General features: G+C 61.7%; 13 protein-coding genes. 2 read left to right on the forward strand and 11 right to left on the reverse strand.

All coding sequences use genetic code 11. The features are described 5' to 3' along the window. The coding region (locus tag ACWGTO_RS03695; RefSeq protein ID WP_454573514.1) for an Ig-like domain-containing protein at window positions 1–1,903 on the reverse strand (1,903 nt) is incomplete at its 3' end. A gap of 322 nt (window positions 1,904–2,225) precedes the next feature. Between ACWGTO_RS03695 and ACWGTO_RS03700 the strand changes: the two genes are divergently transcribed. After that, entirely contained in the window at window positions 2,226–3,170 is a 945-nt protein-coding gene (locus ACWGTO_RS03700) for a transglutaminase-like cysteine peptidase (RefSeq protein WP_454573515.1), read from the forward strand. Between the two features lie 129 nt (window positions 3,171–3,299). Here ACWGTO_RS03700 and ACWGTO_RS03705 read toward each other — a convergent pair whose 3' ends face one another. From ACWGTO_RS03705 to ACWGTO_RS03725, 5 genes are all read right to left on the reverse strand, one after another. Next, on the reverse strand, window positions 3,300–3,941 hold the full coding sequence (locus ACWGTO_RS03705) for a ribbon-helix-helix domain-containing protein (RefSeq protein ID WP_454573516.1): 642 nt from the start codon (window positions 3,939–3,941) through the stop codon (window positions 3,300–3,302). Beyond that, window positions 3,931–5,220: an HlyD family type I secretion periplasmic adaptor subunit gene (locus tag ACWGTO_RS03710; RefSeq protein ID WP_454573517.1), complete on the reverse strand. Its 1,290-nt coding sequence runs from the start codon at window positions 5,218–5,220 to the stop codon at window positions 3,931–3,933. Before ACWGTO_RS03710 ends, ACWGTO_RS03705 begins: the two co-directional genes overlap by 11 nt. Before the next feature lie 46 nt (window positions 5,221–5,266). Beyond that, window positions 5,267–7,399, reverse strand: a complete 2,133-nt coding sequence (locus tag ACWGTO_RS03715) for a type I secretion system permease/ATPase (RefSeq protein WP_454573518.1) — start codon at window positions 7,397–7,399, stop codon at window positions 5,267–5,269. Window positions 7,400–7,436: 37 nt separating this feature from the next. Next, window positions 7,437–8,885, reverse strand: coding sequence for a TolC family protein (locus ACWGTO_RS03720; RefSeq protein WP_454573519.1), 1,449 nt, complete (start codon window positions 8,883–8,885; stop codon window positions 7,437–7,439). A gap of 263 nt (window positions 8,886–9,148) precedes the next feature. Next, a complete protein-coding gene (locus ACWGTO_RS03725; protein WP_454573520.1) occupies window positions 9,149–11,374 on the reverse strand; it encodes a mechanosensitive ion channel family protein in 2,226 nt (741 codons plus the stop codon). A gap of 608 nt (window positions 11,375–11,982) precedes the next feature. Between ACWGTO_RS03725 and ACWGTO_RS03730 the strand changes: the two genes are divergently transcribed. Further along, window positions 11,983–13,110, forward strand: a complete 1,128-nt coding sequence (locus ACWGTO_RS03730; protein ID WP_454573521.1) for a serine hydrolase domain-containing protein — start codon at window positions 11,983–11,985, stop codon at window positions 13,108–13,110. A 44-nt stretch (window positions 13,111–13,154) separates the two neighbouring features. Here ACWGTO_RS03730 and doeB read toward each other — a convergent pair whose 3' ends face one another. Genes doeB through eutA form a run of 5 tightly spaced genes read right to left on the reverse strand, consistent with a single transcriptional unit; the run spans window position 13,155 to window position 18,139 of the window. Next, complete coding sequence (doeB, locus tag ACWGTO_RS03735) at window positions 13,155–14,156, reverse strand: N(2)-acetyl-L-2,4-diaminobutanoate deacetylase DoeB (protein ID WP_454573959.1); 1,002 nt, start codon at window positions 14,154–14,156, stop codon at window positions 13,155–13,157. 5 nt (window positions 14,157–14,161) lie between these two features. Beyond that, window positions 14,162–15,340 (reverse strand): ectoine hydrolase DoeA, encoded by a 1,179-nt coding sequence (doeA, locus tag ACWGTO_RS03740; protein WP_454573522.1) that lies wholly within the window; start codon window positions 15,338–15,340, stop codon window positions 14,162–14,164. 38 nt (window positions 15,341–15,378) lie between these two features. Continuing rightward, window positions 15,379–16,371: a cyclodeaminase gene (locus ACWGTO_RS03745; protein WP_454573523.1), complete on the reverse strand. Its 993-nt coding sequence runs from the start codon at window positions 16,369–16,371 to the stop codon at window positions 15,379–15,381. After that, a complete protein-coding gene (eutB, locus tag ACWGTO_RS03750) occupies window positions 16,368–17,354 on the reverse strand; it encodes a hydroxyectoine utilization dehydratase EutB (protein WP_454573524.1) in 987 nt (328 codons plus the stop codon). The genes ACWGTO_RS03745 and eutB overlap by 4 nt, the downstream gene beginning before the upstream one ends. Before the next feature lie 5 nt (window positions 17,355–17,359). After that, on the reverse strand, window positions 17,360–18,139 hold the full coding sequence (gene eutA / locus ACWGTO_RS03755; RefSeq protein ID WP_454573525.1) for an ectoine utilization protein EutA: 780 nt from the start codon (window positions 18,137–18,139) through the stop codon (window positions 17,360–17,362). Window positions 18,140–18,144: the final 5 nt, after the last annotated feature.

The raw sequence follows: 18,144 nt of genomic DNA on the forward strand, positions 1-18,144 counted from the left end.
CGAACGAGCCCGAAGGCACCGCGTCGGTGTCGGCGATCGCCGTCGGCACGTCGTCGGTGATGTTGATGGTCAGCGTCTTGTCGTTGTGATCGCCGTCCTGGTCGGTGACGACGACTGCGAAGTCGTCATGGGTGGTGTTGCCGGCGGTGTTGGTGGTCAGCGTATAGGAGTAGCCGACCGAGCCGGCGGCGATGCTGGTGATGGTCAGCGTGCCGAAGGCGCCGGCAAAGACCTGGCCGACCGAGGCCACCGCGACGCCGCCGATGGTCACCGTCGCCGGACCGTCCGGCGCCGTATAGGTGATCGAACCCGCTGTCGTCTCGGAGGTGTTGGAGTTGTTGTTGGGCAGGCCGTCAGCGCTCTCGCCGGAGCCGGCCGGCAGGCCGGCATGCGGCGGCAGGCCGACTTCCGAGACCAGCGCGCCCGCAGCACCTGCCGCCGGAACCGTGGTCGTGACACCGCTGTCGCCGATCGAGATGGTCAGCGTGGTGTGCGAGGTGTCGCCGTCGCCGTCCTTTAGGGTGTAGGTGAAGACATCGTTGACGCCGCCGGGCGAGCCGGCATCGCGAACGTAGCTGTAGGTGCCGTCGGCGGCCAGCGTCAGCTTGCCGTAGAGGCCCTGGACCTGGACGCCGAGCGAGCCGGTGGCGTCGGTATTGGTGTCGCCGGCGGCAACACCAACCACGGCAGCGCCATCGGCGCCCTGGGTATCGGCGCCTGCGGCATTGCCGTCACTGCCCACACCGGTGATCACATTGCCGGCGACCGAGGCGAACGAGCCCGAAGGCACCGCGTCGGTGTCGGCGATCGCCGTCGGCACGTCGTCGGTGATCTGGACGGACAGCGTGCCCGGAAGGGACACGTCTCCGTCGGTGTCGGTAACCGTCACCGTCATGTCGTCGAAGATGGAATCTGTTCCCGCGTCGGGGTGAGTCGCACTATGGACGAGCGTATAGCTGTAGCTCACCTGGCCTGTGGTCGGGTTGTAGCCGTTGACGGTCAGCGTGTTGCCGAGCGGCGTGATGATGTCGATCGGCGTCGATACGCTGTTGGCAAGGGCAGCGCCCGAAATCACCTGGCCGGCGATGGTCAGCGAGCCGACACCGTCGGGGGAGGAAATGGTGAAGGTGCCGGTGTTGATCTCAGACTGGTCGGTGTTGGGCGAAGAATCCTGCGCCTCGCCCGAGCCTTCCGAGCCGGAGCTTGCCGGCAGGCCCTTTTCATTGACGATGGTATCGCCGCCACCGACGGAAGGCGTAAGGTCCATGATCGACGGTGTGGAATCCGGCCGCAGGCTCGGAAACAGCTCGCGATTATCCGGCTGGCCGAACGCCAAAGCCGTGGGCGGCAACAGCGCCGAAAGTCCAAACCCGTCGCCGATGCCGCCGGGGGGGACTGAAAAGTCTGCGCCCGCACTTGGGTTCGGACCGCCCGGACCGGCCGATATGGAACCATCGGCACCGAAGGCGACATCGACATGGCTTGCTTCAAGCGCTGCCAGCAAGGCAACACGCGGCACCTCGACGTCACCGATGATGAAGGTCGGCACGTTGAGCGCGCCATCCTTGATCACGATCACCGAGCCATCAGCCTGTTCGAGTACGAGGTTGTGGCCGTCGACCTTGATGTTGTCGATCGAGACGTTGGCCGGAAGCTTTACCACGTTGCTGGCGTCGGCCACGTATTCGTGGGGCGCAGCTGTCGCCGGTGCCTTCGCCTCCGCAGGTGCATCTTGTTTGACGGGCGCGCCGCTGCCGACATCGACCGGTACGGGCTCGGCGGGTGCTGCCTGAGCGGCCTGCGCTACCTGCGTTCCCGCCTGCGATGGCGAGCCGTCATGGTCAGCGGGAGAGTGCTGGTTCCAAGAATTCGAGACGGTGTCCAATTCGTTATTGTTCGTCATAACCAAACCCCTTCGGTATTTCCCGGAAAGAGACAGTGACGGCCTCTGCTTTGCAACTATCCCACAACCGATTTCATATATTCCGATATGCCTGTCTCGGCATTTTTTATACGTGGTAAATCCCAAACATATAACCTGATATACGTTGGTTGAACCATTGTCCGTTTGATATCCCTCCGTTGGGATGATCTGGTAGACAAAAGTATAAATTTGAATAAAATTTTACGCAAAATAGATGTTCCGGTTTTTCCGAAATTTATCTACCTTCCTTTCCAGTAATTTGAGACAAGATGGGTAGCGTCCACAGTCAAAGGTGGGCGTTATGAAAAAAGAAAAATCTACCCTGGCGATAACCGGGCTCAAGCTGCTCCTGCTGGCAATGGGCATCGCAAGCCTGCCGCATCCATCCTCCGCAAGCGCCGTTGCCGAGAACAACCGCGCTGTCGCTGGAATGCTGGCGAGGGTCGAAGCCCCGCCCAGTCTCGGCGGCGTTTCACTGGCTCGGCCGCAACCCTGGCAGCCCGTTTCAGCCTACAGGGTCGGCATGGTCCTCGGCAGCTATGGTCCTGTTACCGTTGATGAAAAGCGCGGTCCTTCGATCGTGCGGGACGACGCAGGGATCGACCCGATCCAGACGGCGGCGATCATTCCCGGCGTGTTCGGTTCGGTTGCCCTGTCGATGCGCAATTTCCCGGTCTCGGCGCGCTGGGCGCCTGTGTACAGGGCAATTGTCGAGTGCACCGCGGGCAGTGCATGCGAGCGCAAGAACAGCACCTTTGCCGGGATCGTCGAGGCAGCCCGGGACAAGCGCTTTATCGACAAGCTGTCCTTCGTCAACTCAAGTATAAATCGCGCCATCGCCTACAAGAAGGACAGCGTGGTTTACGGCAAGCTCGACTACTGGGCCAAGCCTTCGGAAATCCTCGAGCGGCGGGCAGGGGACTGCGAGGATTTTGCCATCCTCAAGATGGCCGCGCTGCTGCATGCGGGCATCCCGGCTCAGAGCATGTCGCTGGTTGTCTTGCAGGATCGCAAGCGCGGATTCTTTCATGCCGTGCTGTCGGTCAGCACCGGCAGCGGCGTCTTCATTCTCGACAGCCTGAGCAATGTCGTTTCGCGCGACAGCGATCTGCCGAGCTACGTGCCGCTGTATTCGTTCAGCACCGACCGCGCATGGATCCATGGTGCGAAGACCGGCTCTGCGCAAATAGCCGATATCAAGGGCGGCCTTTCAACGGTCGCGCCGGGCGAAGGTCTGCAGCAGTAAGTATGCCGTCACGGTGTCTTCGGCGCCCTAAAGCGCGTCGCGTGAAAACGGATTCACACGACGCTCTCTAGGTCATTGCTTGATGTATGTCGTTCTCGCAAAACCGAGGTCACTTTTGCTCGACATGCATTAGCCGCCGAAGACGAACGCCATCAGCAGTTCCGGCTCGAGCACCGGCGCGCGCGCCGCGTTCAGTTGACCCCGGTAGCGACGGTCACCGGCGCCGATGACGAAACCGGTGGCGACCGGCGTCTCGCCATTGGCCTCGAGCCTGGCGAATATGTCGGCGACATTGAGGTCCAGCGCCAGCTTGAGGTCGTGGCGCGCGTCCTCGTTCGGCGCCGCCGGCAATTGACGACGCACCAGTTGCTGGAACTGCGCATTGAACGTCAGGATCTTCTTCGACGAGGACAGGGCAAAGGCCGGCGAGGGGCAGGCGACCAGAATGGCGTTGATGGTCTTGATCGACGCCAGCCTCTGCAAGGTGAGGTTCTGGTCGGCTAGTCCACGCATGCAGGCCACTCGGATTGCCGATGTCAGGTTTCCGGTGTTGGCGTGGCTCTCGGCGATCTCTTCGATCAGCATGCCGATCGTGCATTTCCGACTTTCTGCCATTTGCTTCAGCGAGGTCCAGAACGCCCTCTCCAGACGAATGCCGCGGCGCGTTCCGCCACGCGCCACAACCCGAAACTCCAGCCCGAAATCCTCTGCCGCCAGCGGTGGCAGCAGCCGGTCGCGATCGGCAGGAGGAGAGATCGCGCTACCGCTCACTCATCGCCTCCTCGCGCGCCTTGTTGATCGGCTTCATCAGGTAGGTGAGGATCGTCTTGCGTCCGGTCTTGATGTCGACCGAACAGATCATGCCGGGGATGATCGAATAGGTCTTGCCGTCGCGTGTCAGCGTCGATTTGTCGGTGGCGACGCGAACCTGATAATAGGGTTCGCCGGTCTTCTGGTCGACCAGGCTGTCGGCGGTGATGTTCGAGACCTTGCCTTCGATGCCGCCGAAGATCGAGAAGTCATAGGCGGTCACCTTGATCAGTGCATCCTGCCCCGGCCGGATGAAGGCGACGTCTCGCGGTGAAACCCGCGCTTCGACCAGCAGGGTCTCTGAGGTCGGCACGATTCCCGCAACGACTGCGCCGGGCTGGACGAAGGCGCCGACCGTGTTGATGTCGAGCGTGTTGACGATACCGTCGACAGGCGAGCGGATGTCGGTGCGCGCCACCTTGTCGGTGGCACCGCGTATCGTCTCATCCACCACCGATAGGTCAGCCAGTGCCTGCGTGAGATCGCTGAGCGCTTCCTGTTGCAGCTGCAGGCCGAGTTCATCGACCTGAAGCTGGGCTTCCGTGATGGCCGACTTGGCTTTCTTGATGGTTTCTCCGGCGAGTGCCAGCTGGCCATTGAGCTCGGTCTGCTCGCGCTCGACGCGCAGCTGCTCGGTTCGCGCCATCAGGCCCTTCTTGACCATCGCTTCGACCAGCTTCGCCTCCTGGTCGCTGACGACCAGATTCTTGGTGAGGCGATCGGCATTGGCGTTGGCTTCGTCCAGTTCCTTTTCGCGCTGATCGAGTCGCGACTTGAGAACCGAGAGCTTGACTTCGAAGTTGTCGCGGCGCGCGATGAGCAGCTTCTGTTCGTTGTCGCAGATTTCCGGCGCCGCCTTCTGGATCTCCGACGGGCAGGGAAACGCGCCCTCGAGAGTGCCGGTCTGTTCGAACTTGAGCCGCGCAATGCGCGTCTGCAGCGCCCGCGCCTTGGCCTGCTGTTCGCCTAGGCTGGAGGTGTTGAAGGTGTTGTCGAGACGAATGATGAGGTCGTTCTTCTTGACGATCTGCCCGATCGTCACCGCGATTTCCTGAACGACGCCAGGCTCGCTGGCCTGGATGATCTGGGTCTTCGACGCCGGTATGATCTTGCCGTCGCCGCGTGCGATTTCATCGACCTCGGCAAAGGACGCCCAGGCGACCGAACTCGCAAAAAGCGCTCCGATGATGAATATCGACACCGACGCAAAAAACGGCGGGCGGTCTTCCCTGGCAAGCATTGTCCATGCCCTAACGTATTAAATGCACTCAACAAGTCTGTTTCTATCAGGCGCTCGTTCTCTGCAGCGCCTGTATCACTTGGTCTTTCGGTCCATCGGCAACGATCTTGCCCTGCTCGATGACAATCAGGCGGTCGGCCAACTCGAGCATGCTGAAGCGGTGCGTCGAAACGATCAGCGTCGTGCTGCGATCGAAGGCCACCTTGAGCTGCTTGATCAGCTGGCGCTCGGAAGCCAGATCCATCGAGCCGGACGGCTCGTCCAGGAAGACGATTTTCGGTTTGGTCAGCAACAGGCGGGCAATTGCCATAGTCTGCCTCTGGCCGCCCGAGAGATTGGTGCCGCGCTCGCCGACATTCATGTCGTAGCCGCGCGGATGGCGGGAGACGAAATCGTCGACGCCGGCAGCCTTGGCCGCTTCGACGATCTGTTCATCGGTCGCCTCCGGACACGCCATCAGGAGATTTTCCTTGATGGTGCCTGAAAACAGATCGTTGGCCTGCGCGACGATACCGACTGCGGCGCGAACCTCCGACGGGTGGTATTGGCGGATGTCGATCCCGTCCACCAGCAGCTCGCCGGTGGTCGGCAGGAAGAGCCTGCCGATCAGCCGCCCCATGGTCGTCTTTCCCGAGCCTATGCGGCCGATGATGCCGATCCGCTCACCGGGCTTCACCGAGAAATTCACGCCGGTCAGAACTTCGTTTTCGGAACCCGGATAGACAAAGCCGACATTCCTGAACGCCATCGCGCCGTTGCGAATGGGGCGGTTGACGAAACCAACCGTGTCCGGCCGATCCTCCGGCTGCGCCATGATCGAGTTGACGATCCGCAAGGAGAGCATTGCCTGACGAAGTCTGGACAAGGTGATGGCGATCTGCCCAAGCGGAGCCACCGCCCGGCCCGCCAGCATGACGGTGCCGATGATGGCGCCGGTGGAGACATGCCCTTCCGAAAAGGCATAGGCGCCGGCCACGATCAAGGCGACGGTCACCATCTGCTGGATGGCCTGCGTGATGTTGCCGGCGGCAGCCGAAAGCTGCTTTATCTTCTCGGACGTGTTGGATGCGTTCTTGGAATGCTCTGCCCATTTTCGCAGAAGGTATGCCTCTGCCCGCAGCGACTTGATCGTCTCCAGCGTGGAGATGGATTCGACCAGCAGAGCCTGGCGTTGCGAAGCCTCGTTCATGGAAGCGGCAACGCGCTTGCCGATACGCCGTTGCGTGATCAGCCCGACGATCACGGAGGCGACAAAGGCAATGGCCGGTATGATGACCAGCCAGCCGCCTATCGCATAGATGACAAGAAGAAAGACGAAGACGAATGCCGTGTCGATGAAGACGCTGATGGTGTTCGACGTGAAAAACTCGCGTACGAACTCGTACTGCGTCACCCGATTTGCATATTCGCCGGTTGAGCCGGGCCGTGCCGACAAGGACGAGTTCAGCACCTTCTCGAACAGCATATAGGAGATGCGAAGATCGGCCTTGCGCCCGGCATAGTCGATCAGCGACGCTCTGGCGGTCTTCAAGAGCAGGTCGAACAGAATGACCGCGCCGATCCCGATCGACAGCACCCAAAGCGTCGATATCGCCTTGTTTGGCAAGATCCTGTCGTAGACATTCATGGTGAAGATCGGTGAGGCAAGAGCCAGCAGATTGATGAATACCGCTGACAGGATGACCTTCGAATAGGTGCGCCAGAATGGCCCCATCGTTCCGGTCAACCAATGTCGCCGCTCAATCCTGGCCGCCGAACCGACGCTCATCCCCTCGACCGCGTTGGCATAGGTAATCGAGAAGGAAACCCCGCCGCTTATGTAGCTTCCGGCAAGTTCGGATTTGCTGATGGTTGTGCGACCGTCCTCCTGGGGAGCGGTCGTAAATCCATCGTCCTCTGTCTCGGCAAGCAGCGCAACCGGCAATTGGCTGACGCGAAACAGGATGGCGGGGAGGTCGATGCGTCCGCGAAGAAAATCGCGATGGCTGAACTCCGTGATTTCAAGACCGACGCGTTCGGCAAGATGCCGAATGGCGTCGATATCGATTCGGGTATCCGACAGCGGCACGCCGGCAAACAGCACGGTCTCGGCACTCGGCCTGCCCAGGTAGCCGGCAACAGCCGAAAAGCAGGCCTTGAAGGCCTCCTTCGGGGACAGGATTTTAGGTTGTGGGTTCACGATCCGCCCGCAGGACTGTCGTTAGACCTTGGCCTTACTACTTTTTCCTTACCGGCGCGAGGATGTCGAAAGGCAGATCGTTCTTCTGCTCCGACGGCGTGCGTGCATAGGTTTCGGTGTCGGCCGTTTCCGGCGCGTTGAACTCGGCCTTGGCGTAGGCGGTTGCCTGTTTGGCCGGTTGAAGGTCCATGGTCTTCAGCAATTGTCCGGTTGCCGCCAGCAGTCGGTACTGGGCGAAAAGCGACGCGTAGGACGCGGTGTCAGCAAGCGTTGCTGTGTTGAACCGCGTGTTCTGCGCGTCAAGCACGTCGAGCAGCGAGCGTTGTCCGACCTTGAACTGCTCGCGATAGGACGCCACCAATTTTTCGTTGGCGGCAGCCTGAAGCTTCAGCGTCTTGGCCAGGTCGGCCTGCCGGAAGCGTCGATCCCATGACGTGCGGACGGCTTCCTCGATCTCGCGCAGGACCTGGTGCAGGACAAGGCGCTGCTCGCTGGTGCGGCGAACCTGTTCTTGTTCGTTAGCCTTGTCGATGCCGCCGCGATAAAGGTTCCAGCGCAGCACGACCCTTGCCTGAAGGTCGCTCGTGTCGCCATCACTGCCATCGATGTCGGATCCTGCCCGGGCGACGCCTTCGGCGGTAATCGAGGGCCCGAATTTTGCCCGTGCGGCATCCACGAGGGAAGCCGCGGCGTCGATATCGCTGTTGGCCATATGCACGCGCGGATTGTTCTGTCGTGCCAGCCCGATTGCTTCATCAAGCGATCTCGGCAGCGCGGCGGACACATCGCCCGGCCTCGAGGCACTGGTCAGCGGCTTTCCGACAGTCTTGAAGAACCGGATCTTTGCTGCCTCGAGTTCCTCGGTGGCTTCCTGCATACGGGCCTTGGCGGCGAACAGCCGCTCCTCGGCCTGCTGCCGATCGGCCTCGTTCAGTGCGCCGCCGGCAATGCCTTGCCGGATGTCGCCGAGAATTCCCTGATGGAATCCGAGGTTTTTCTTTGCTTCGACAACGATCGAGGCCTGCAACATGGCTTCGAGGTAATCCTGGACAACCGAGAGCCCGATGAATTCGGACCGTTCCAGAACCCGGAACGACGCGCCGTCGACGCGCGAGGCCTGGCGGTTCAGTTCGGCGCGCCTTGCACCGCTGTCGTAGAGCGTCTGCGTAACCGTGAGGTCGGTTTCAGCTGGATAGAGCGTGTCGTTCTCGATGGAAAGCGAGCGCCTGTCCGGATTGTCGAGGCGGCGAGCCCCCGCTGACGCTTCCAGGTCAACGCTGGGAAGATAAAGCCCCTTCGCCTGGCGCAGTTCGAATTCGATTGCTTCACGATTCTCGATTGCTTGGCCAATCTCGGGATTGGACTCCACCGCGACCGCCATCGCCTCCTTGAGAGTGAGCGCGTGAGCGTTTCCGCAGCTCAATATGGCAACCGTTGTCAGCAGGCCAAGGCGCTTGCCTATGGCCGACATAGTTGTCGAATTCATTTTGACCACCCCAACATTCCCCCTGCACCTTATTCCAAGCGCTGCAACCCAAGCATGATTGTCTACAGATTTACAATTTAGCGGTCACTAAAACCGTGGGCTCAAGTCACAAAGTTTACGAAATGTAGCAAAAATAGCACAAAGACGCCTGGCTGCACTCTGATTGGGCGCCGACCACATATGTGTGTTTCCACGGCCTGCGACCCTCGAGTTGACGACGTCCAGGCGGAAAGCCGCGCCATTGGCGGGGTGTCATAGCTCTCCTACTCCGTTGTGCTCGCTTTTTTTCTGCGTCGATTAGTATGCGACTGCGCGACGGCCATTTGCAACTCGGGTGTGATCTCCAATGGTGCATTTTCTGCTCCATGTGGGTCCTGCAGCCCCTGGACGTGGACGGTCGGAAATGGCAGCTCGATGCCCTGTTCCTTGAAGACCTGGCGCAGGCGCACATAGAATTTGCGTTTCATGCCGAAAGCGCCTCCGGGTCTGGTCATGGCCTTGACCCTCAAGACGATGCCGTACTCGCCGAACTCCTGTACGCCCTGCATCTTGATCGGGTCGAGCACCCAGTTTTTGAACTCGGGATCTTCAGCCAGTTCGAGGCCGATTCGCTTGATCAGCTTGCGGGCGAAGTCGATATCGGTGTCATAGCCGACGGTGATGTTGAACTTGTCGATAACCCAGTCACGGCTCTGGTTCTGGACTGCCCCGAGTTCACCGAACGGTATCGTGAACAGCGGACCACGATGGTGGCGCAGCTTCACCGAGCGCAGCGAAAAGCTTTCCACTGTACCCTTGTAGCTGCCTGATGAAATGTATTCGCCGACACGAAAAGCATCGTCTAACAGATAAAACACGCCCGAGATGACGTCCTTGACGATGGTTTGTGCGCCAAAACCCACGGCGACGCCGACGACGCCGGCGCCGGCGATCAGCGGGCCGATCTGGATACCGATCGAGGCGAGCATCATCAGCACCGCCATCACGACGATCACCGCGAGCAGGATGTTCTGGATGATCGGCAAAAGCGTGCGCAACCGCGCCTGCTGCGGGTCGAGGGTCGGGACTTCCTCGTCGCCCATTGCCGCCTGCGGCATCTCGATGCCCAGCTTTCGTTCGATCAAGGCCTTGATGATCGACCAGCCGAAATCGGCGGCAAGCGCGATGACCACGACATTGATCAAGCCGCGCAATATCAGCGTGGTGATCGTATCGCCGTCCCGCATGGATTGCATGTCCAGGCCCAGGACACGCGCGAGAAAGTAAGCCGCCGCCAGAATAAAAATCATCCGGATTCCGCGGTCGATGGCTGCGATCGTCACCGCCGGGATCGTTGGCCGGCCAGCTTCTTCCGAACCCGGCCGCAGGATGAAGTTAACCCCGCGCTCGGTCAGAACGATTGCCATGGGCAGGAAGAATGCGGTGAAGGTGAACCAGAACAAGGTGTAAAGGCCGGCTATGCGCTGCAGGAACAGAGCGACGAAATAGGCAGTCAACAGCCATGTCGTTGCCGTGTGGCCACTTTGGCGGGCGCCGTCCCGTTGGATTCTTGGCCGACGCCAGACGGCAATCAGCACGAGCGACAGCAGCAGGAAATCGGCGACCACGGACAGGACCGTCATTCCGTCCTGATCGATGCCTAGACCCGGCAAGAGGATAAAGGCGGCGAAGACGAAGGCGAAAAACCCGACAATCCGGGGTAGCCAATAGGCCCAATGGTCAGCAGTCTCGTTGGTGATCGGCAGGGCACGAACCTCGGCGGCGTGCTCGACCTCCATAAAGGAGGGGACGAGCATGGCCATGACGTACAGGCGCACACCCCAGGTAAAGACCGCGGCAATCAGAAATGTCAGCACAATCTCGCGGATCAACCCCGGCCACTCGAACAGCATGAATGCGCCGGCGCTGCCCAGCGCGAACGAGACGATCATCATGCTGGAATATAGCGTGCGACCGCCAATCTTCTTGGCCCGCCCGACGGGCGTATCCTTCGGCTGTGCGATGATCCAAAGACGAAATGGACGGGTGAGCTTGTACGTTGCCCAGGTGAGCGCCAGGCCAGCGGCGATGAAGATCGCGACCAGCACCAATATGCTGGCAGGCCCCTTGTTGGACATATCGTCCATGGTATTGGCCCGGACGCGCGCAAACTGGCCCGGCAGCGAGGGCAAGGTTCGCACGATCTTTTCAATATGATGTTTGATCCGATCGAGCGTCGAGGAGGCCATCGTGTTCATCTGGCCTGGCACAGCCGCGGTGTCGCCCGACGTGTCGGCCGGCGGAGCGCCCGCCCCGGCAGGTGTCTTCGTTGACCCGCTATCCTGATTTCGTTGTTCGGCCACCCAGGCCTTCACCGACGGATCGTCGAGAAGCTCGAACAACTGATTGACCCTTTCAGGTGGGGCGGCCGCCGGCGTTTGTGCATATGCCTGAGCAGCCGACAAAAGGGCGATCCCAAAGACGAGCAGCCTGGCAATCAGGACAAACATCGCAGCCAGGTCTCCGAGACGTCGTGCCGGGCGCGCCAGAGTCTTGGCTCCCAATCGTCGATTCATGAGTGGCATCGTGCGGTAACCTTCCGGTCAAATCGGCGAGCAAAGACAGCTAGGTTCGTCGTTGCACCTACCTTGGACAAGCCGATGTTGTGGTGCAAGTCTCATCGCTCCTGGGTAGTCCGTTGGGCAGGGCATCGAGATTGCCTGCTATTTCGACAGAAGGCCTACGTCTGTCTCTTATGGCGGAAGAAATTTCCAGTTCGCCAATTAAGGATATCTTATATCTACAAGGATGCACAATATCCTTAATGCGAAATTGACGGTGTCGGAATGGAAGGGCGTCTACGACATCCTCACAAAGGATGGCTGCACCGTCAGCGTCGTCCAGAATCCGCCCGTATCTCTCAAGGAAGACGCGCTCGTCACCCGCCGTGCGATCGATGCCATGGGTGGCAAGGTCGTGTTGGTAGGCACGCCACTGCCCTCGGGACTGACTGCGGCACCATGTCTCTGTGCCGGTTGCCAGAGCTTGGTTGCCAATCCATGGGCAGCCACTGAAACTGCGTCGCGTCGACGATCTCCTACCGAATGAGAATTCGCGCATGAACATAGATGGTACCTGCGATCCGCGCTTTGCAGGCGTGCGCGAGGCGTTTGGCAGGTCTTTCGACCAAGGACTCGAGCTTGGCGGCGGCGTGTCGGTCGTGGTCCATGGCAGGACCGTCGTTGATCTATGGGGCGGCCACGCCGATGCCGCGCGCAACCGCGCGTGGCGGCAAGACACGCTGGTCAATGTCTGGTCCTGCACCAAGGGCGTTGTGGCCTTGGCCATCGCCATGTTGGTGGAGCGCGGCAAGCTCGATTATGCCACCCCAGTTGCGCATTATTGGCCGGAATTCGCGGCAGGCGGCAAGGAGCGCATCACGCTCGATCAGGTGATGTCGCATCAGGCCGGGCTGAACGGTCTCGCCGTGCCGATGGACGAGGCAGGGCTGTTGGCGTGGACGCCCTTTGTCGACGCGCTTGCCGCAATGTCGCCCCTGTGGGAGCCCGGCAGCCGCTGTGTCTATCATGCTCTCACTTATGGCCACCTCGCTGGCGAAGTGCTGCGACGTGTCGACGGGCGAAGCGTGGGCCGCTTCATCGCGGAAGAGATCGCCGGCCCGCTCGGCGCCGATTTTCATGTCGGTCTGCCGGCCAGTGAGGACCCCAGGGTCGCCGAGATGATTGAAGGTTCAAAAACTTCGGACTGGGTCGAGTTTGTCCGCGCCTCGCCCTTTCCCCACGCATCGAATAATCCGGCACCCCGGGCAACGGCGCCCAACGATCGCGCCTGGCGCGCCGCCGAGGTGCCGGGCGGCAATGGCCAGTCGACTGCCCACACACTGGCCCGTATCTACGGTATGATGGCGGCCGGCGGCGTGTGGGAGGGCAAGCCTCTGATCGGCCCTGCCGCAGTCGAAGAAGCAGCAAGACCTCGCATTCGCGGCATGGACGACAGCTTCGCGTTGCCGACAGCCTTCGCCGCCGGCTATCAGATGGAGGATCCCACCTACGCCGGGCGCGCGTCGCCGCAAACGTTCGGACACAGCGGCTGGGGCGGCGCCATCGGCTTTGCCGATCCCACCGCCGGTGTAGGGTTCGGCTATGTCACCAATCGTATGCTCGGTTTCGACGACCTCGATCCACGCCGCAAGGCCGTGATCGACGCCGTCTACGACGCGCTCTGATACAAGCACACACGCTGGTCATTTGATTTAGCTCACTCCGAACATCACGAGACCAGAGCGCCAATCACCGCGGCACAGTCACCGGCTTTGACCAGGCCGGGGAAATGACGCGCCGCCAGCATGCCGGACATTTTCGCTTTGATTTCCTGAGGAGCGATGCCGGTGCGGCCGGTGGAATGGATGCGCGCCAGCACCGCGCCTTCCGTGACTGGCTCGCCAAGATCGACCATGGTTTCGATCATGCCGTCATCCTCGGCGAAGGAGAAGCAATCGCCTGACGGCATGTCGAGCCACTGGGTTCGAGTCTTCTCGACCGCCCCAGCAACGATGCCGGCATGACGCAGGACATTGCTGATACCGCGCCGCGCAATCCGCACGGTTTGCGCGCGCGAGGTGCCGCCGCCGCCAAGCTCGGTGCTGACGAAGACCTTGCCCATTTCCTCAGCCGCCGTGTCGTACATGCCGACCGAGTCGATCTCGATCATGCGCATCGAGAACGGTGCGGAGAACGCCGCGACCGCGTCGAAGGCTTTCTGCTCCTGTGCCTTGTCGGGCAAAGTGTGCGCGGCGCAGAACGGCACGAAATCCAGCGTCCTGCCGCCGGAGTGGAAGTCGAAGACGAGGTCGGCACGCGGAAGCAATTCGCGCTGGAAATAGTCTGCGATCTTTTCCGTCACCGTGCCGTCCGGCCTGCCAGGGAAAGCGCGGTTCATGTTGCCCTTGTCGATCGGCGACGTCCGGGTACCGGCGCGGAAGGCCGGATAGTTCATCGCCGGCACGATGATCACCGTGCCGCTGACCCGTTTGGGATCGAGTGTGCGGGCGAGATCGTAAAGTGCCAGCGGCCCCTCATACTCGTCGCCATGGTTGCCGCCCGTGAGCAAGGCAGTCTGCCCACTGCCGTTGCGGATGACGCAGATCGGGATCATCACCGAACCCCAGGCCGAGTCGTCGCGGCTGTAGGGCAGGCGCAGGAAACCGTGCTGCACGCCGTCCTGGTCGAAATCGACAGTTGGCGCGATCGGCGATGGGCGGAGACTGGAAATCGTTTTCAATTCTTCACCACCAGCTTGCGCGGCACGTTGGCCAGGCACTCTACACCGGTTTCGGTGATCAGGATGGATTCTGTGATCTCCAGTCCCATCGTCTCCAGCCACAGGCCGGTCATGAAATGGAAGGTCATGCCGGGCTTGAGCTCTGTGCGGTCGCCGGGGCGCAGGCTCATGGTGCGCTCGCCCCAATCCGGCGGATAGGACAGGCCGATCGGATAGCCGGTGCGGTTATCCTTGACGATGCCGTATTTTTTCAAGACAGCGAAGAAGGCGTTGGCAATGTCCTCGCAGGTGTTGCCGGGTTTCGCCGCCGCAAGCCCCGCCTCCATGCCTTCCAGCGTCGCCTTCTCGGCATCGAGGAACTCCTGTGTCGGCTTGCCCAGAAAGACGGTGCGCGACAGCGGGCAATGGTAGCGGTTGTAGCAGCCGGCGATCTCGAAGAAGGTGCCTTCGCCCGACTTCATCGGCTGGTCGTCCCAGGTCAAATGCGGTGCCGAAGCGTCGGCGCCCGACGGCAGCAGCGGCACGATCGCCGGATAGTCGCCGCCGATCCCGTCGACGCCGCGCGTGCCGGCATCGTAGATCTCGGCGACCAGATCGCATTTGCGCATGCCGACTTCGATCTTGTCGACGATGCGCCGGTGCATGGCTTCGACGATGCGAGCTGCCTTGCGCATATAATCGATCTCGATCGGGCTCTTCACGGCGCGCTGCCAGTTGACCAGCGCGGTGGCGTCGACGAAGCGGGAATTGGGCAGATGCTTCTGCAGCCCGGCGAACGCCGCCGCTGAGAACCAGTAATTGTCCATCTCGACGCCGATGGTCAGCTTGCTCCAGCCGCGATCACTGAGCACGCTGGCCAGGAAATCCATGGGGTGGCGCTCGGTCGACTGCACGTAGTGGTCGGCATAGCCGACGATGTTGTCATGCGCGAGATAGGCGGTGCGCTTGGCGCCGTTGGCGTCCTGGCCACGGCCGTACCAGACCGGCTCGCCCGATGGCGGCACGATGACCGCCTGGTGCACATAGAACGACCAGCCATCATAGCCGGTCAGCCAGGCCATGTTGGACGGATCGCTGACGATCAGCAGATCGACGCCATTCACCTCCATGGATTGCCGTGTCTTGGCGAGGCGGTCCGCAAATTCGGCGCGCGAGAATTTCAGGTTTGGTTGCATTGTTCTTGGTCCTCGTTTGTTGGGCCTCGCGGCCGGTATCAGCTTTCGAAAGTGGTCCCGGACCCTGCCGCCCGCGCGCGGTCGCGGGCGAGCGTGGCGATCGCCGTGTCCTGCACGCCGGTGCCGGTGAGGTCGGCGATGGTGATGTCGCTTGCTGAGCGCCTTCCGTGCTTTTCACCGGCAATAATCTGGCCGAGCTCGGTGACCTCCATATCGGCGCCCATAACGCCCGAAGCGATGGCGTGATGCAGTTCGCCGAGACGCCGTGTCTGCTTCGCGCTGTCGGCGACGTAGAGATCTGCCATGCGCAGGATGGCGGGCGCGATCTCGTTCTTGTGCTCTGCGTCCGAACCCATCGCAGTAATGTGCTGGCCAGCCGAAACGAAGCCGGCCTTGATCAGTGGCTCGGTCGAAGGCGTGGTGGTGACGATGATGTCCGCGCCGCCAACGGCCGTTGCCGCGTCCGGTTCGGCACGCACGAGAATGCCAAGTTTCTCGCGCAGCGCGCCTGCTGTCGCCTCTGCCTTGACCGCATCGCGGGCCCAGATGCGCGCTTCGGCGATCGGCCGCACCAGCATGAGCGCTTCGAGCTGCAGCCCGGCTTGCACGCCGGCGCCGAATATTGCTGCAACAGACGAATCCGGCCGCGATAGATGCTTCGCGGCTACCGCCCCGGCGGCGGCCGTGCGGACATCGGTGAGGTAGCCATTGTCGAGCAGCAGCGCCTCGACCACACCGGTCTTTGCCGAAAGCAGCACCATCATGCCGCCGCCGCTCGGCAGGCCGAGCGTTGGATTGTCGAAGAAGCCAGAGCTTATCTTGACGGCGAAACCGTCTATCCCGGGCACATAAGCGGACTTCACGTCAACCTCGCCGCGATGCTCGGGAATGTCGAGCCGCAGGATCGGTGGCATCGCCACCGGCAAAGTGGCCAAAGCGCGGAAGGCGTTCTCGACGCAGGCGACGGCGTCGAGATCGAGGGGCACGATCTTGCGTAGCTCACTCTCCGTGAGGATCGTCATCCGGCTCATGCAGCACGCTCCGCGGCTACCGCACCGCAAACGATCTTGCGGTGCGTGTTCATGTCAATGTTTCGTCCGGACAGCAGTACGACCACCGGGCCGTTCGCCTTGACCTTGCCGGCAAGCAGTGCGCCGATGCCGACGGCGCCGGCGCCTTCGACGATCTCGCGCTCGTGCTCATAGGCATCGCGGATGCCGGCAGCGATCTCGTCCTCGCTAAGCAGGACCACATCGTCCAGCAGCTCGCGGCACATGGCGAAGGTCAGCCGGTTGTCGAGGCCGATGCCACCGCCGAGCGAATCCGCCAGCGTCGGTAACTCCTCGACCTCGACCGGCCTGCCTGCCTCAAGGCTTGCCTTCATCGCCGCGCCGCGCGCCATCGAAACACCGATGACTTTTGTCTGAGGGTTGATGCCCTTGACGGCGGCGGCGATGCCCGAGGCCAGCCCGCCGCCGGAGAGCTGCACCAGAACAAGAGCTGCATCCGGAACCTGCTCGACCATCTCCAACCCGAGCGTGCCTTGCCCGGCAATGATGGCGGGATGGTCGAAGGGCGGTAGCATGACCAACTCTTCTTGCGCCACCAGTCGCTCGACCTCCTGCTGCGCCTCATCCTGGCTGTTGCCGACGATGCGGATGTCCGCGCCAAGCCGGCGGATTTCGTCGAGCTTGTTGCCCGGCACCAGCCGCGACATGCAGATCACCGCGCGCATGCCTTCGAGCTTTGCGGCATAGGCCAGCGCGCGGCCATGATTGCCCGTCGACGCCGAGACGACGCCGTGCGCCTTCTCCTCAGCGCTCAGCGAAGCGACGGCGTTCGAGGCGCCGCGCAGCTTGAAGCTGCCGGTGATCTGGCGATGTTCGAGTTTGAGGTGGACGGGAGCGTCGAGTTGCTCCGAGAGCCTATGGGACAAGACTGTTGGCGTGCGCTCGATCTTGCCGGCAATGCGCTCATGCGCGGCACGAATATCGCTGAGGGTAACTGTCGTCATGATCGTCAATCGCGCGGCAATGGCAGCGTCATAAGGCGGCCGAATTCGGGGAGGGATGTCTCGTCGCCACACAGCCGCAAACAGTTCCAGGCGCTGGCCTGATTGCTGCTCACCACCGGGCGGCCGATCGCCTCCTCCATGCCGGTGATTGCGAGCGCACCGCGCAACGCCGTGCAGGACACGAAGAGCGCCTCGGCCTCAGCATGCATAGCCTCGCGTGCGAGTTCGACAATCGCTGTCGGCGCAATGCGCGCCATCTCGCGGTCGTCTTCGAAGCCGAGGCAAGTGAAGCTGACAATATCGAAGCCGCGCGCCGCAAAGTATGCCGCCATCGGTCTGGAGGTTTCAACGGTGTAAGGGGTTAGGATGCTGATCTTCTTCGCGCCCAGCGCCTTCAGCCCGCGCACGCCGGCCATCGGCGGCGTGACGACGGGAACGCCTGATTTGGCAGACTGGATCGCGGCCTCGATTTCGGCATCGCCGATCACCACCGAGGCCGAGGTGCAGGAATAGCAGATGGCGTCGAGCGTCTCGTCGGGCAGGATCAATGCCGCACCCGCCGCCAGCTCCGGCTGCATCTTGCGAAGGTTCTCGGGCGTCGTCGGGTTCTTGTAGGGAATGCGCGCGACATAGACGCCGAGCCGCTCGCTCGCCACCATGCGGCGGAAATCCGGTTCGCTGGTGTGGTCGGTGGCAAGGATGATCAGGCCGACGCGCTTTTCCAGCGGACGCTCGTCGAGTGCCGGCCTTGTCGGCATCTGCCTGATTTCGGGCAACGGTTTCATCTCAG

This window comes from Mesorhizobium sp. PL10 (assembly GCF_053714315.1).